The 15,655-nt window shown below is 43.8% G+C and carries 12 protein-coding genes and 1 pseudogene; 5 read left to right on the plus strand and 8 right to left on the minus strand.

The features are described from left to right. Positions 1 to 3 precede the first annotated feature (3 nt). Positions 4 to 459: a GNAT family N-acetyltransferase gene (locus tag AB4405_RS03505; RefSeq protein WP_372059655.1), complete on the plus strand. Its 456-nt coding sequence runs from the start codon at positions 4 to 6 to the stop codon at positions 457 to 459. A gap of 399 nt (positions 460 to 858) precedes the next feature. Here the strand turns inward: AB4405_RS03505 and AB4405_RS03510 are convergent, their stop codons facing one another. Further along, positions 859 to 2,403, minus strand: a complete 1,545-nt coding sequence (locus AB4405_RS03510; protein ID WP_372059656.1) for a ParB-like protein — start codon at positions 2,401 to 2,403, stop codon at positions 859 to 861. 636 nt (positions 2,404 to 3,039) lie between these two features. Here AB4405_RS03510 and AB4405_RS03515 point away from each other — a divergent pair. Then, a complete protein-coding gene (locus tag AB4405_RS03515) occupies positions 3,040 to 3,591 on the plus strand; it encodes a hypothetical protein (RefSeq protein WP_372059658.1) in 552 nt (183 codons plus the stop codon). Between the two features lie 823 nt (positions 3,592 to 4,414). Further along, positions 4,415 to 4,595, plus strand: a pseudogene (locus AB4405_RS03520) (IS5/IS1182 family transposase); the annotation flags it as partial. A 608-nt stretch (positions 4,596 to 5,203) separates the two neighbouring features. Here AB4405_RS03520 and maiA read toward each other — a convergent pair. The 5 genes from maiA to AB4405_RS03545 form a co-directional block, all read right to left on the minus strand. Continuing rightward, a complete protein-coding gene (gene maiA / locus AB4405_RS03525) occupies positions 5,204 to 5,878 on the minus strand; it encodes a maleylacetoacetate isomerase (RefSeq protein ID WP_372059659.1) in 675 nt (224 codons plus the stop codon). Positions 5,879 to 5,934: 56 nt separating this feature from the next. After that, a complete protein-coding gene (locus AB4405_RS03530) occupies positions 5,935 to 6,972 on the minus strand; it encodes a fumarylacetoacetate hydrolase family protein (protein WP_372059660.1) in 1,038 nt (345 codons plus the stop codon). Positions 6,973 to 6,984: 12 nt separating this feature from the next. Beyond that, positions 6,985 to 8,130, minus strand: coding sequence for a homogentisate 1,2-dioxygenase (locus AB4405_RS03535; RefSeq protein WP_372059662.1), 1,146 nt, complete (start codon positions 8,128 to 8,130; stop codon positions 6,985 to 6,987). Continuing rightward, positions 8,123 to 9,196 carry a 4-hydroxyphenylpyruvate dioxygenase gene (hppD, locus tag AB4405_RS03540; protein WP_372059664.1) on the minus strand — a complete coding sequence of 358 codons (1,074 nt, stop codon included), beginning with the start codon at positions 9,194 to 9,196 and terminating at the stop codon, positions 8,123 to 8,125. Before hppD ends, AB4405_RS03535 begins: the two co-directional genes overlap by 8 nt. Positions 9,197 to 9,839: 643 nt before the next feature. After that, entirely contained in the window at positions 9,840 to 10,031 is a 192-nt protein-coding gene (locus AB4405_RS03545; protein ID WP_102468532.1) for a hypothetical protein, read from the minus strand. 831 nt (positions 10,032 to 10,862) lie between these two features. Between AB4405_RS03545 and AB4405_RS03550 the strand changes: the two genes are divergently transcribed. After that, entirely contained in the window at positions 10,863 to 11,729 is an 867-nt protein-coding gene (locus tag AB4405_RS03550; protein ID WP_372059665.1) for an MBL fold metallo-hydrolase, read from the plus strand. A gap of 39 nt (positions 11,730 to 11,768) precedes the next feature. Beyond that, positions 11,769 to 12,926 (plus strand): DUF1566 domain-containing protein, encoded by a 1,158-nt coding sequence (locus tag AB4405_RS03555; RefSeq protein WP_372059666.1) that lies wholly within the window; start codon positions 11,769 to 11,771, stop codon positions 12,924 to 12,926. 302 nt (positions 12,927 to 13,228) lie between these two features. Here AB4405_RS03555 and AB4405_RS03560 read toward each other — a convergent pair whose 3' ends face one another. After that, the gene (locus tag AB4405_RS03560; RefSeq protein ID WP_372059667.1) at positions 13,229 to 14,326 is read right to left on the minus strand and encodes a Fic family protein; all 1,098 of its coding nucleotides are present in this window, start codon (positions 14,324 to 14,326) and stop codon (positions 13,229 to 13,231) included. Positions 14,327 to 14,528: 202 nt separating this feature from the next. Next, positions 14,529 to 15,464 (minus strand): diguanylate cyclase, encoded by a 936-nt coding sequence (locus AB4405_RS03565; RefSeq protein ID WP_372059668.1) that lies wholly within the window; start codon positions 15,462 to 15,464, stop codon positions 14,529 to 14,531. Between the last annotated feature and the right edge of the window lie 191 nt (positions 15,465 to 15,655).

The following is a 15,655-nucleotide window of genomic DNA, read 5'->3' on the forward strand; positions in this document are numbered from 1 at the left end:
AAAATGAAAATTAGACAGGCAAATTTGAGTGACACTCACTCTCTGAAAGAGCTATCCAAGCATGTAATTAGCGTGTGTTACACAGGTTTTATGGGTGAAGAAATGGTCAACGGCTATTTATCTAGTGGTGCTAGCGACGATGAAGTTGACAAGCACATTAGCAATACCTTTGTAGCTGTAGACGATAGCGAGGTTGTCATGGGATATGTTGTGGTTATTGATGACTTAGTTCATATCATGATGGTATCGCCAGAACAGCAACGAAAGGGTATCGGTGAAAGGTTGTTGTCGTTTGCTGAGAATAAAATCCATAATGACAACTTTAAGCCAACACTTGAAACCTTTGAAACCAACACTCAAGCGATGAACTTTTACCTCAAAAATGGATGGTCTATTTCTCGTAAAGAGTCTGATCCTGATTTTGGTTTTGTTCGAGTATTTTTTGATAAAGAAAACTAATTACTGCATATCCAGTTAGAGTCCCTGTTCTAACTGGTTTCTGTCCAAAAGCGTACCAGTTCAGCTTCCGTCAGCGTGTCTTGGTCAGTAAAGAATAGACTCTGTCATTTTCTGCTCCCACAAATAAAAACTAACCGTCATCCACTTGAAAAAAGGGATCTTCATCAGCGCGTTGTGGAGCTATTTTGATTTCATTCATTTCTAATTAAGTGAATCTCACGCTGATGAAGATATTCGTCTGTATTAGGATGACGGCATAATTGGGATGGGTTAAAGAGCGATATGTCCAAAAGCTTCATAAATCCAGTTTATGTAGCTACATTTCCACAGCTCCAAGAAAAAAGCCCTCATTGCAACGCAACGAGGGCTTAAATCAAATTCCAATAATCTAACCGCAGTTTAATTCACGGCGTAGTGTTTTCTTGCTGCATCGAGGATCTTGTTGGCTTCCACGTCGTCACCCCAGCCTTGCAGTTCCATGCCACCACCTGGGCCTTTGTAGTTTTCAAACCATAGGCCAACGATGTCTTGAACACCTGGATAGGTAGTGTTTAGATCGTTTAAAGAAGTAACATCTTTAAATGGTGAATCGTTAGTGAGAACGCCAACGAGTTTGTCGTCTTGCTCGCCATCATCTAGCATTTTCATCACACCGATCAGACGTACAGGAACAACTTCACCACGTGGTACAGATTGACCAAGAACAATCACATCTAACGGGTCGCCATCACCACCAAACTCTTTTGGTAGTGCAGTACGTGGGATAGAGCCGTAGTTACCTGGGTAGCCAAGGTAGTTAACCACGCGTGGTGCGCCTTTTTTGTGTTCCCAGATAACTTGCTTGTCATTGTCTTTACTTAGTTCCCACTTAGCGGAAGTACCTGTTGGGATCTCTACAATTGCATTGACGATGCCATCAGCAGAAGCTGCTGGGTAATCATTAAAGCTTGAGTTTGCTTCAAGGGTAAATTGGTCTAACTGTTTTAGTGCGGGAGCTGACGCTGCTGCTAAGTCATAGCTTAAACCATTGGCGGTAGATGTGGTTTTGTAACGCAGCATGTAGTCAACCTTACCGCGATCTTTAAACAGTTTATCGAAGCCTTTTTGGTGGTATGCGCTAAACTGCCCCATCTGCTTAACCGAGAGCTTTGAACCACCAACGTTGTTGGTATCCATAGATAGGATATAGTTGCTGACCGCATTGACTGCCTTTGCGTAACCTTCGGTAGAGTTTAGATCAAAGTCTGCTGCATCAATCGCTTTACGTACTTCTTTAGACCAGTAGAACTCTAAGAACGGGACTGGTTGATTTGGCTTGTTCCAGCCCACATCACGAGAAAAGTACATCAGTGAGCGGTATTGATCGTTAGCGAAGTTGGTTAGCCCAAGAGAGGTTGGAAGTTGTTGATAGCTAATCGCTTCGCCGTTGTTATCAAACAGCCATGTATTGCCGTCTGTTGCCATTTGGTTCCAGAACGCATCCATGTTTTTGAGGTTGCGGTAATCTTTATCAACCACCACATTCACATTGAACGATGCGCCACCTTGCAACATGCGGTAGAACACATTGAACGTATGATGACCGTCAGTCAGGTAGTATTCACCGTTGGGTGCGATAACCACTGTCTTCATGTCTTGTTTACGTGCACCTGTTTCCATTTCACAGGTGAAAGTCGAAGGGATATTCGGGTGTGCTTGCTCTTTGATGCTCGCTACACCTTTTTGGCCGTTGGCTTCACAGATTTCATCAAACATCTTTTCTTGGTCAAATTGGTAACGACCCAACTTGTACATAATTTGGTCATAACCCACAGATGGTTGAGTTGGTTTTAACTCATGGAGACCAAGGTTAATAACATTGCCTTCAGAGACATTGCTTGCGTGAGTCGGTAAGGCGAAGATAGCCAGAGCGCCAATCATGGCAAAAATCCCAGTATTATTCATAAGTCTCTCTATATATGGAATAAAAATTCATTCGTTAAATTAATATGCAATCGTGACATTAATATTTCACTTTGATAAAGAAGATGTTGCAGCCGTTCTGTGGTGGGTGACTGATTTTAGGCTTTGCTATACCTCAGATAATCCGTTGAGTGCTAATTTAGTAAGGCCTTGTCCAAGAACGTGTCCGCTCAGTAAAGAATAGACTGTGTCATTTTACTGCTCCCACAAATAAAGACTAACCGTCATCCCCTTGAAAAAGGGGATCTTCATCAGCGCGTTGTGAACCTATTTTGATTTCATTCATTTCTAATTAAGTGAGTCACACGCTGATGAAGATCCTCGTCTGCACGAGGATGACGGCCTAATCGAGATGGTTTGAAGAGCGATAAGCTAAGTGCCCTCTGTCCACAAACGTGCCAGTTCGGTTTTCATCAGCGCAAAACAAATCCCTGCATGTCATTGTTCCCACGCATAAAACTAACCGTCATCCCCTTGAAAAAGGGGATCTTCATCAGCGCGTTGTGGACCTATTTTGATTTCATTCATTTCTAATTAAGTGAGTCACACGCTGATGAAGAGCCTCGTCTGCACGAGGATGACGGCCTAATAGAGATGGTTTGAAGAGCGATAAGCTAAGTGGCCCCTGTCCACAAACGTGCCAGTCGGAACTTCCGCTTTTGGAAAGCAAGTCCGTTTATTTTAGAACACGCCGAAAACGGTCTGCCAGATATAGTTAGAGAACAAATATCAACGATGTACTGGCTTTATCAAGATCTCATTAAAGAGAAAGACAAAGTCGCAGCACAACTCAATAATGAGATTCAGCAACAGCCTGAATGTCGTGAGCTCTCTGCCCTTGAGGGCGTGGGCAATGTCAACACGCTGGCGTTGTATCTCGCAATAGGTGAAAGCGACGGCAACTTCAAGAATGGCCGTGAAGCTTCCGCGTTTATCGGTAAAAAATTCGCCTGTAAGCGAATACGAGCTAATTTGATTCAAGGAGCTCTCGCTTTTGTTCAGGCTGTCGACCGAAGAGAGCCCAAGACAACAAAAGAGGCTTCGGTTAAAAGCCTGATAGAAAGAGCTGGGCTTCGAAGAGCGGCTGTTGCTCTCGCCAACAAAACAGTCAGAACGGCATGGTCAATGCTCAATCACCATCAGCCATACCAATTACCCGAACCAGTTTAAGAACCATATTCAGATTACAACCAAGAGTAAGACGAAAACAAGTAAGACCGACCCTGACGAGCAAGATCATCCTCATGGTACTAAGTACCTTTTTCGCGAAGTGGCATTAGGGTGCGAAAACATCAAGGGGCAAAGTTCGCTACTCAATGAGAGCCCGAATATGTGCATGTTTCCTACTTATTTTTGTCCTGTAGTTGCAATCTAACCGGAGTCCAAATATAAGGATGACGACTGTTTTATGTTTTTTTCCACTTCCTGAAATTTTCAACAAGCAAAGTCAAAATAAAAAATATTAATAAGAACAATACTGACGTCCCAATATCAAAGTCACCAAATAATAAAGAAATAATCACATATGAAAAAAAAGCTAAAAAAGTTTGAAATAATGTGTTTTTCATATAATACCTCCAACAAGGCTGATTTAATCAGCCTCAAAATCTTAAACACTCTAAAAATTGCCCTAGTTCATGGATTACTTCTGCCTTTGACAAAGGCCCATAAGGCAGCCCGGAAATTTGACTATTAACTAAAGAAACAGAAGTTTTGTTCATTACAACCTACAGAGGCAGTGTTATTTATTACTTCCTCTATTAAAAATTAGGAATTAAATAATCACACCTTTACTAGAATTTTTTTCGTGTCACAACGCAATAGAATGTGTTGATAAAATTAATGATTTCCCCCTCATGCGAGACACTTATCGGTTATGTTGCGTAGTTCGATGTGTAGTGGTCAACTAGAATGGGCTTTGTTGCTTAAATCAACGGAACCATTTTAAGAAGCTATAATCTGGTCGGTTACATCAGTTAATTATCGTAGCCGTCTGCCGAAACCTCCATACAAAACAACCAATTGGAAACAGAACAACAAAGCCCTATTCAACCGTAGCTCTTCGACCTTTGGGATTGATGAGGAAACGATAGCCGAGTGGAAGCAAATAAGGCAAACGTAGTAGACCACGCCGATTCAGTGACTTAACCATGACTACTGCTTTGTTGCGTAAATCGAGTGATCGCAATCACCCATATACGAAACTTCCCTATAAAAACTAATGTGATTTAGCTTGGTCAAATTGCATGGTGAAACTAATAATTATCCAGGTCTGCACTGAAGGGGGAAAACTCATATATAACCGATCACAACAAACATTCATCTGTCCCAAATATTGTCATCCCCTTGAAAAAGGGGATCTTCATCAGCGCGTTGTGGACCTATTTTGATTTCATTCATTTCTAATTAAGTGAGTCACACGCTGATGAAGATCCTCGTCTGCACGAGGATGACGGCCCAATATAGATGGTTTGAAGAGCGATAAGCTAAGAGGGATCTATCCAAGAATGTGCCCGTTCTGTTTTCATGAACGCAGAATAAATTCTGGCATGTTACTCCCCAACAAATAAAACCAACCGTCATCCCCTTGAAAAAGGGGATCTCATTCAGCGCGTTGCGAACTTGATGTACTTAACTTAATCGAATTTTTTCAATTGTCTACGCGCTTTGTGAGATCCTCACTTTCGTGAAGATGACGGATATTGTTAGTTGGAGGAAAAAGGAAAGTAAACCGTTTATCTCCAAAAACGGTTTTGGTGGCGCAAGGGACGAGTATTTACATTTACAGCGGTGCATTCGCATCCGCTTGGTTTTCAGGTATCGCGTCAATAAAGGCAGGCAGCTGGTTACACGCATCTACAATAGAGTTAATCAACGGATAAGGCGACATATCAACCGCAAAGCGCAGCGCGTTATAGACTTGCGGCACCAAGCAGAGATCGACAATGCATGGCGAATCTGTGAGGCTATAAACCGAATCACCGTGTGTTTTTCGGTGCTTCGCTAACTTCTCCTCTAGCGCACTGAACCCTTGATGAACCCAATAGTGAACCCAATCCATTTTGGCCTCTTGTTCGCACGACAGTTCCTGCTCCAAATACTGCAGCACACGCAAGTTGTTAAGAGGGTGAATTTCTATCGCGATATCCTGAGCCATTGCTAATGCTTGATAGCGCAGCGGTGTGTGCTCAGGAATGAACGAGGCTTTTGGGTAGGTTTCGTCCAAATATTGCAAAATCGTCAGCGACTGATTGAGCTGAACCTCGCCATCCACCAGCACGGGCACAAGTTCACTGGCATTGAGTTCTCGATATTGTGGATCATGTTGCTCGCCGCCATTACGCACTAAATGCACCGATATAGACTCATAGTTGAGCTGCTTTAGGTTCAACCCAATACGCACTCGATAGGCTGCCGACGAACGCCAATAGCCATAGAGTGTGATGTGCTTATTCATAAAGTGCTCTCATTCATACGATGCTCTCGCTCATACAAAATCCCCTATTATGTGGATCATAGCGCTCGATATTGGCTCACTTTTTGGTCAATCGCGCCAAAAATTGAGTCACCCGCCACATCAAACATCTCTAAACGAATTGAGTCACCAAACGACATAAATTGCGTCGCTGGTTTGCCATCTCGGATGGTCTCAATCATGCGTACTTCCGCTATGCATGAATACCCCACGCCTCCTTCAGCAATTGAGGTGCCGTGATCCGTGCCTTGCTTATTCGATACCGTGCCAGATCCAATGATTGCGCCCGCCGATAGTGGGCGAGTTTTCGCGGCATGCACAACTAGCTGTGCGAAATTGAAGGTCATATCAACGCCCGCATTTGGGCAGCCAAAAGGTTGGTCGTTGAAGGTTGATATCAGCGGTAAATGTACCTTGCTACCTTTCCATTGTTCACCAAGCTCGTCGGGTGTAACCGCGACCGGTGAGAACGCCGAAGACGGTTTAGATTGGAAAAAGCCAAAGCCCTTAGCAAGCTCCGCGGGAATCAAGCCGCGTAGCGACACATCGTTCACCAACATCAGTAAACGAATGGCATCGTGCGCTTGTTTAGCGCTTGCACCCATCGGCACATCCCCTGTCACAATGGCGACTTCTCCCTCAAAATCGATGCCCCATTCGTCGCTGGCAAATTCAATATTGTCACGAGGACCGATAAACGCATCTGAGCCGCCTTGATACATTAAGGGGTCAACCCAGAAGCTTTCTGGCATTTCAGCGCCACGCGCTTTACGCACCAACTCAACGTGGTTGACATACGCACTGCCGTCTGCCCATTGATACGCACGCGGCAGAGGTGATTCACAATACTGGGAGTCAAAAACTTCACTGCCTGACACCTGCCCGTGGTTTAACGCGAGGTATAACGCTTGCAGCTGTGAAGCCACGTTATCCCAGTTATCCAATGCCACCTGCATGGTTGGCGCAAGGTGCATGGCGTGGAAGATTTCAGTGGCAGCGGCACATTGTTTGAGATCTTTGCTCACGACCATCAACAGCCCATCACGGGTGCCATTTTTCTTGGTTGCTAATTTCATCCTTGTTGTCCCTTACTTCTTATCGTCAGCCGGCTCTTGCCAGCTATAGACATATTCTTTGTTCTCAATGCTATCGAGTTCATCAGAAAACTGCAGTGCATGGCGAGTATCGATCATCACGGCCACTTCATCGGTGAATTTTTTCTTGTGCGCTTGCCCTGCTTTGAAGGCTTTAGGATGAGGCCCGTGGGTGAATCCAGCTGGATGGAAGGTCACCATGCCCGCTTCAATGTTGTCGCGGCTGAAGAAATCTCCCGCATGATAAAACAGCACCTCGTCGTAGTCGTCGTTGTTGTGATAGAACGGCACTTTCAATGCACCGGGGTCGCTCTCAATCGGACGCGGTACAAAGGTACACACCACAAACCCAGCGCCCACAAATGTGGTATGTGCGGAAGGAGGTAAGTGATAGCGATGTGACATCAGCGGCCTAATATCTCGCCAATTCACTTTCACTACCGCTAAGTCGCCATGCCAACCAATCGCATCCAATGGGTTGAACGGATAGGTGATCACACTCACTTTATCGTGGCGTTTTACCTGAACCTGAGTCTGACTTTCTGAATACTGAGCGCGGAACTTGTCATTGATCGACGGGATATCGAGCACGGCTGGATCAAACACCGCGTGATTACCGACCATGCCCTTTTCTGGCAAGGAATACGCGGCATCGGTATTTTCGATCATCAAGATGAACATCGGCTCGCTTGGCTCTAAGCGCCAATTGGTCGAGCGTGGGATCATCACGTAATCCCCTTCGCTCACCGTTATATGGCCATAATCACAATAGAGATCGGCGCTGCCTTGGTGAATGAACAGCAGCTCATCCCCATCAGAGTTACGCACCAAGAACTCCATCTTCTCATCCATTCGCCACACGCGGATTTTGCAGTCAGCATTGTGCAAGAGATGAGGCACCGCCCAAGGGGTTATCTGGCTAGCTTTTTCCACTAGCGTAAAATCAAACGCACGCGGGCGTAAATCGCCCTCCCACTCAGACCACCCTGTTGGGGCATGTTGGTGATGAAAGTGAGCTGCAGGACCGAAGAAACCACTCCGCCCCGCTTCCCTTTCATAAATAGCCTCTTTGGGAAAGTCGGCATGCGCTTGTTTGGAGCACACGCCCTCCCGATGAGGAAACGAGATCCATTTATGCATCGTCTAATACTCCCCGACGAATCTGGTCCTCTTCAATCGATTCAAACAACGCCTTGAAGTTGCCTTCGCCAAAGCCTTCGTTGCCTTTACGCTGAATAATTTCAAAGAACACTGGGCCGATGACCGTCTGCGTGAAAATTTGGAGCAAGATACCGTCTTTGGTAGGCGCACCATCAATCAAAACACGTAATTCGCGCAGCAAATCGGTGTCTTCCCCGTGGCCTTTCACACGCTGATCGACTTTGTTGTAGTAAGGATCTGGGGTTGGCATGAAGTCCATGCCGCGATCACGTAAGGTTTTCACGGTTTTGTAGATGTCATCTGTGGTGAGCGCGATGTGTTGAATGCCTTCGCCGTTGTATTCACGGATGAATTCTTCGATTTGTGATTTGTCGTCGGAAGACTCATTGATTGGTATTCGTATTTTGCCACATGGCGAGGTCATGGCGCGGCTCACAAGGCCTGTGAGCTTACCTTCAATGTCGAAGTAGCGAATCTCGCGGAAGTTGCCAAGACGCTCATAGAACCCAGACCACACGTCCATGTTGCCTTGCTTAACGTTGTGCGTGAGGTGGTCGATTTCATACAAGCCAACATTGGCTTCGGCCATTCGCTCTTCAGCATCATCGTAAAATCGGAAATCCACATCATAGATGCTCTGCTTACCATAACGATCCACAAAATAGAGCAAGCTTTCACCGATGCCGTAAATGGCAGGAATGCTCAGTTCCATCGGCCCTATTTCTGTTTTGTACTCTTCACCGCCGCCCTTGAGCGCTTGCTCCATTGCAGCCGTAGCTTCGTTAACCCGAAAAGCCATGCCACAGACCGATGGTCCATGTACCTTGGCGAACGCTTCCGCTTGACTGTGTGGCTGTTCATTAACGATAAAGTTGATGTCACCTTGTCGATACAGCCAAGCCTCTTTTGAACGGTGCTTGGCGATTTCAGCAAAACCAAGTGACACAAACAGCGCTTTAAGTTGCTCAATTCCCTTGTGGTCGACGGCGGTATATTCAACAAACTCGAATCCGTCCGTGCCAAGCGGGTTGTATGTATCCACCATGAACTATCTCCTTGTACCTGTTGGTGTGGTGTTGTGTTTTTTGTCCTTTATTAAATTTGGCTCACAGGCCGAGATAAGGGAATTCATGGATGAAAATAGCCCATCATGGTTAAACCCCATCAGGTTGTAAAATAATTGTTACACGCAGATAGCTAAATCAAGAAAGTGAATAACACCAATGGATTGAATGACGGTGGTTTGATTTACAGTCAGGCGTCAGATGTGAATGAATTGTTACAAGGCGGCCTTTTCATCGCGAAGGTATAACTTACACAAACGCTTCTAAGACATAAAACGCTATAGTCAGTGGCTTTATGAGTTTTAAAATGTTCATGAATCGAAACAACACGCGGATGAAGACCTGCTTTTTCAAGGGGATGAAGAGAGTTTGGACTTGCGGGTGCAATGACGGGACATAGTCGATTCCGTGTTAGCGTAGAGCAACACGGACACACCTTTGGACAAAGCTTTGTCCAAAGGTGTGTCCAAAGCTTCTTAGCGCCATTCGATAAACATGCATATCCTTAAGTACTGTCAATTCGGATCACAGGATGTCCAGCTTGGCTGGTGCCGTACACTTCAGCTCTGTTTTCGCTTTGAACGTTGGTAGGCCACCCTTTAAAGGTTTTTGCGAAAACTAACTTTAGCGAGACGCTTTGTACTTTTTAAGGTATTTCACTACCGTCCAAATGAGATATACCGCAACGCCGACAATGATTGCCGAGCGAATGAGAATAGGTGCGTCATGCTCAAGTTGGGTAATATGCGGTCCGATACTGGCAAATAATCGACTGGTAAAAAGCAGCCCCATAACTAACATAACAATTTTATTCATGTGTCCTACCAATCAGATGGATGTGTCGCACAGAACAAACTATTGTTCGATCGCTCCATTAATTAAAGCAAACGCCGTCCTGCTCGGAAATAAAAGAATGCGCTTCTCAAACGTGGTCGTCAATGCTACATCAATCTAAAACGGGTAAGCTAACATTGCATTTTTGAAAGTAATTCATACCGTTAATACAGAGCTGATTGAGAAGGAGTATCTAAGGAAATCGCAGCTTACACGCGTTGGTGTCGTATCGTATAGTCGGATTTTTGACATCTTCTTATTCGGAAAAGTAGTTCGTTCAGTTCTCGTTGGATCTAAGTCGGACAGCGCTCTCTTAGAGCGTCATTCTTTACACTAACCAAATTATGTCGTCAATTTCGTGAAAGTTGGGTTGTCCAAAAGCGATTGTCCCAATTAAATTAACAATCCAGCATTTGTTACTAATAACCCAGCAATTATCTTTTTTCTGTCTATCGCTTCGTTTTTTAATGCGGATCTTTCTCTAATAAGTAAATTTTGCATGATTAACAAAATACATAACCTCATCCGCCAAGAACTATTTTTCCTTATGCGCTGTCATCACATTGCGGTGCAGCGGTTCGATTCATATTCATAAAGGCAATCAGTTCTGAGTCTTATTTTTGTATATAGAAGATGTTTAGTTATTGATACGTAAATTTGAGTAAAGGTTATATTGTTTGTTTGCCGTGATCTTTAAAGTGTAATGAGTTTATTATCCTGAAATTGGAGTTTCCCTTGACTCACCTCAAGCGACAAATAATTATCATTGCTGCATGCAGTCTGGCAAACCTTGTGTATGCGCAAGCCCCACAAATGAATACTACTATCATAGGCTCTGGCTCTCCGGATTATAATCCTGACCGAGTCAGTGCAGGCGTACTAATCACATTAGCTGATACTCAAATTTTGATTGATATGGGTGATGGTGTAAAACGTAATTTAGAGAAGTTGGGGGTTGATGGACGTCAGATAGATGCACTTCTTTTCACCCACCACCATTTGGATCACAATGCCGACTTTTCTTCCGTATTCACTACGGCTTTACTCGGTCGTCACGATTTTCTTGTTGCTGGTCCAAAACAAACTGAAGACTTTGTTGGCGCTAACATTAGTTTGTATGAAGAAGATTTAAATTACCGCCTTGGTAAGACTCAACGTTCTTTAAAAGACAGAATGGAAAGCCTAGCTGTCCGTAAGCTAAAAGGCGGTGATCGTTTTGAAATTAATCAGATAAAAGTCTCGACTCTTTCAGTACCACACACCATCGAATCCATTGCATACCGCTTTGATTATCAAGATCAATCTGTCGTCGTAACGGGAGACTTGAGCTCTGGTCCTGGTGTCGCGCAATTCGCTAAAGATGCCAACTGCTTAATCATTGATTCAGGTGGAATGATCATGAATAACAGTGGTAAGGCTCAACGAAATAAAAAAACCAAATCGGGTCTAAAAAGTAAAACTAAGAAAAAGAATGGTCAACATGCTCATTTAAATATTAAGGAATCTAGTCAAATAGCCAAAGATGCTAACGTAAGTAAACTTGTTTATACCCATTTTGTGCGTGGCGAAATTAATGAAACTGCAAGTCTTAACGTTATCGAAAAACAATATAAAGGCCAAGTTATCTTTGGTGCTGATTTTATGTCGTTAGATTGTGGCAACACAACAACGGCGCAATAAATATCACTACCCTCTATCCCCTTACTGTTAAGGATATTTATGGTTACTTTCATTCGAACAGTTTTTATCACAGCGGCTTGTTGTACGGTTAGTGCGCCTTTTGCTCAAACGGCACCAATAACACCCTCAGTCGACCTTGCAAGTTATCCCGTCGTCTCGATAGATACCGGTCAATATCAGAATAACAACGACAATACTATCACCGATAATGTCACTGGTTTAATGTGGCAGCAAGACTATCAAGTCCTGAGTTTTAATGAGGCCACTGAATACGCTAAATCTACCACTATTGGTGGTTACAACGATTGGCGAGTCCCGACCATTAAAGAGCTGTACTCGCTTATATTGTTCACTGGAGTCGATGCCAGCAATCGAGATATGTCTACCGTACCTAAAGGTGCTAAGCCGTTCATTGATATAGAGGCTTTTGATTTTGCTTATGGCACTAATGGTGCACGGGTGATTGATTCACAGTACCTCACAACCTCGATTTATACGGGTAAAGTGATGGGCAAAGACAAAGCACTCTTTGGCGTTAACTTTGCTGATGGACGTATCAAGGGTTACCCACTTGTCCATCCGCTTTCCAAACTAGATAACAAATTTACGGTTCGCTTGGTCCGCGGGAATTCCGATTATGGTAAAAACCACTTTCAAGATAACAATGACCAAACAGTCAGTGACTTTGCGACTCAATTGATGTGGGCAAAACAAGACAGCCAAACAGGAATGAATTGGTCAGAGGCGAAAGAGTGGATTGTTCAACTGAATAACGAGCAGTACTTAGGATATAGCGATTGGCGCTTACCTACGATTAAGGAGCTGCAAACGATCGTCGATTACTCTCGCTCGCCTCAAGCAACGAGCTCTGCTGCGATCGATCCTGTATTTTCCATATCTTCAATAAAAGATGAACAAGGGAATTTGAATTACCCTGCATTTTGGAGCAGCACCACGCATCTGCGTGTTGGTCCGAAGTCTCAATCACAAGCCGCTTATTTCTGTTTCGGCGAATGCCTGGGCTTTATGAAGAGACCAAAGTCTGGGACTCGCACCCTACTTGATGTACATGGCGCTGGAGCTCAACGAGCGGAGCCCAAAGAAGGCAATGCAAAAGATTACCCTAATGGTCACGGCCCCCAGGGTGATGTCATTCGCATTGAAAATTATGCTCGTGCAGTTCGAGATCTATCTTAATCAAAGTTAAAAAGATAAAACTTTATCAAGGTGGCTTGTTCAATTACGTGTCAATAGAGCGGTTGCCTGTAAAACCGAATGGAGGGGTGTACAAACAATACAGGCAATCAACTTAAGTGGCTTTTCATTCTGGTCTCTATTCATACATTATAATAACGGGGCGGGCAAACGAGTGTCCAATAGCGATGATCTCCTCAAGTAAACCAGAATGATTATCCAGCCGTACTTTGGGTAGAATCAATTTTGTCGCTTTCCCCCTTACCACACCAGTGGTTATAGCGAGCAATAACGTCAAAACTGGGTTATCTAGGAAGCAAATAACGAGTACTGCGCCCTGCTCCCGATTTCACCAAGCACCCCTGCTCAACCAGCGCGGTCAGATGACGAGTGGCCGTTGGTTTACTCACCTTAGCAACCTTATGATATTGGGAGGTATTAATACCGTCGATAAAGTCTCCATTCAACATTCGATTTAGCACTTTTACTTGTTTTTCCGTCAATATGGTCTGGTCAACATTCCGCCAAAAGTTGGTTTTGAATGCAGTCTGATCAATCTCATTCAGCACACCATCAAACGTTTCGTTTAATATTTCAAAAAACCAAACTAACCAGTCGGTTATATCCACATCCCCTTTCTGAGTTTGCTCAAGGATCTCATAGTAGCTTTTTCGATTAGCAAGTATCCCTACTGACATTGCGTAGAAGCGCACTGATTTCTGTTCAGCTTGAGCCAAAGCTAAGTCGGTTAGTAAGCGAGTAATACGCCCGTTACCGTCGTCAAGCGGATGCAATGTAACAAACCACAGATGAGTAATGGCTGCTCTTAATAATGGATCCAATGCCATGTTACTTTTAGAGTCATTAAACCAACTGATGAACGCTTCTAATTCTCTATCAAGAATTTCGCGTCCGGGTGCTTCAAAATGAATAACCGGTCTATCAATACGCCCAGAAACCACTTGCATCGGCTCATTACCTCGCAGTTGACCGCCAGTGACTGGGCTAAACATCGTGTAACCTTTTGGAAATAACTGCTCATGCCAGTGTAGTATTCTTTCAAGTGTGAGGGGTGTGTCTAGATTATCAACAGCGTCTACCATGATTTCCGCTAGGCCATCGGTTTGCTCTGTTGTAGGGAAAGGTCTTGCTTCAGACAGACCCAATTTATTTGCCAACGACGAACGTACAGAGAAGGCATTTAGCTTCTCACCTTCGATGGCACTGGAATGGACGATATTCGCCAACAATGTATCCAGCATGTTCTCTTCTTCATTTTGAGAGTGACTGAACATTTTTCCCAATAGAATGCCCTGGTTTAGACGGATCTGTCTAAGGGTCGGTTCTATAACGGTTTTATCCCAGATAAAGTTAGGCCAATCAGTCTCCTGCCAGATCCACATAAAGAGTCCTTGATTCGATAATACACACTATTCACATCACATTATGATGCGAATAGTACAAACAATCAAATCACAAGATGAGTTGATTAAAGCAATTAATTGCATCACTCTTACTTAAACAAGGTACGACAAGGCCTGAGTAAAAGCTAAACTTTATGCTCACACTCAGCGGAAAGGTTGCTCATATATAACAACCAATGTCTCAATCACACCCCGAACAATCGGAGCACGTTAAGATTGCTTGTTTCAGTTCACAAGAGACATAGGTAATATTCTTTTGATTTCGCTTAGCTTGCATCAAAGCAACATCGGCAAAGTTGGTCATCATCTTAATGTCTTGCATGCTGGTAAGGTTCGCACACCCTAAGCTTATCGAGACAACCAATTTTTCATCACTGCCTGTATCAAACCGCTTGTCAGCCACGCGTGCCCGCAGTCGCTCTGCAAGAAAATAGGCCTCTTGCAGACGTGTATTAGGAAGTAATATTGCAAATTCATCACCGCCATACCGACAACAGTAGTCCTCAATTCGCAGCGCTTCCAACATGAGTCGACCAAGCCCTTCTAAAACATGGTCACCCATGCTGTGACCAAACTGATCATTAATTGATTTGAAGTTATCTATATCAAGCATAAGTAACGACAACGGTTGCTTATGACGTTGGAAGGCGGCATGTTCTCTGATTAGCTGCATCTCAAAGAATCGACGATTGTATAAGCCCGTTAATACATCTCGGATCACCATCGTTTCAAGTTCATTGCGCTTCTCAACAGTGCCAGTCACATCAATAGCAATACCAAACACGCCGATGACCTTGCCTTCCACATCAAGCAAGGGAGACTTCATGACTTGATAAAATCGAGTACGCTGCCCTTTTAAGACACTTTGTTCAATTTTTGATATGGTTTGACCCGCTAAAACACGCTGATCGTTGTAAGCGATATCATTGCACTCATCTAGGTCAAAAAAGTCGTGATCGTGTTTGCCTAGAATCTGCTCGTTGTCCAAACCGAACAACTTACAAATTGCGTCATTAACGAACACATAGCATCCCTCGACATCTTTAATAAAGAAGTAGCTATCGAGTCGATTGAATGCTTGCTTAAAGTCGACCTTATCAATATCGAAAGGATTCAATATCTCACCTATATCGCTGTTTTAAATTAGATTAGTATCCCTATTAAGGTTGTCAACACAACGACCGACATATGCACATGCATTTATAGTAATAATTAGAAAGCTGCTACAAAACAAATGATTCATCCTATAAATCCTGCAATATATTGCAACGAAATGACACTAAACGTGATATTATGCGGAAAATTTTG

The organism is Vibrio sp. 10N.261.51.F12 (assembly GCF_041471725.1).
Taxonomy (GTDB): Bacteria; Pseudomonadota; Gammaproteobacteria; order Enterobacterales; family Vibrionaceae; genus Vibrio.

Excerpts from the sequence above, each read along its gene's own strand:
- AB4405_RS03550 (WP_372059665.1), top strand. The coding sequence starts at position 10,863 with ATGAATACTACTATCATAGGCTCTGGCTCTCCGGATTATAATCCTGAC.
- AB4405_RS03505 (WP_372059655.1), top strand. The coding sequence starts at position 4 with ATGAAAATTAGACAGGCAAATTTGAGTGACACTCACTCTCTGAAAGAG.
- AB4405_RS03545 (WP_102468532.1), bottom strand. The coding sequence starts at position 10,031 with ATGAATAAAATTGTTATGTTAGTTATGGGGCTGCTTTTTACCAGTCGA.
- AB4405_RS03530 (WP_372059660.1), bottom strand. The coding sequence starts at position 6,972 with ATGAAATTAGCAACCAAGAAAAATGGCACCCGTGATGGGCTGTTGATG.
- hppD (WP_372059664.1), bottom strand. The coding sequence starts at position 9,196 with ATGGTGGATACATACAACCCGCTTGGCACGGACGGATTCGAGTTTGTT.
- AB4405_RS03510 (WP_372059656.1), bottom strand. The coding sequence starts at position 2,403 with ATGAATAATACTGGGATTTTTGCCATGATTGGCGCTCTGGCTATCTTC.
- AB4405_RS03560 (WP_372059667.1), bottom strand. The coding sequence starts at position 14,326 with ATGTGGATCTGGCAGGAGACTGATTGGCCTAACTTTATCTGGGATAAA.
- AB4405_RS03535 (WP_372059662.1), bottom strand. The coding sequence starts at position 8,130 with ATGCATAAATGGATCTCGTTTCCTCATCGGGAGGGCGTGTGCTCCAAA.
- AB4405_RS03555 (WP_372059666.1), top strand. The coding sequence starts at position 11,769 with ATGGTTACTTTCATTCGAACAGTTTTTATCACAGCGGCTTGTTGTACG.
- maiA (WP_372059659.1), bottom strand. The coding sequence starts at position 5,878 with ATGAATAAGCACATCACACTCTATGGCTATTGGCGTTCGTCGGCAGCC.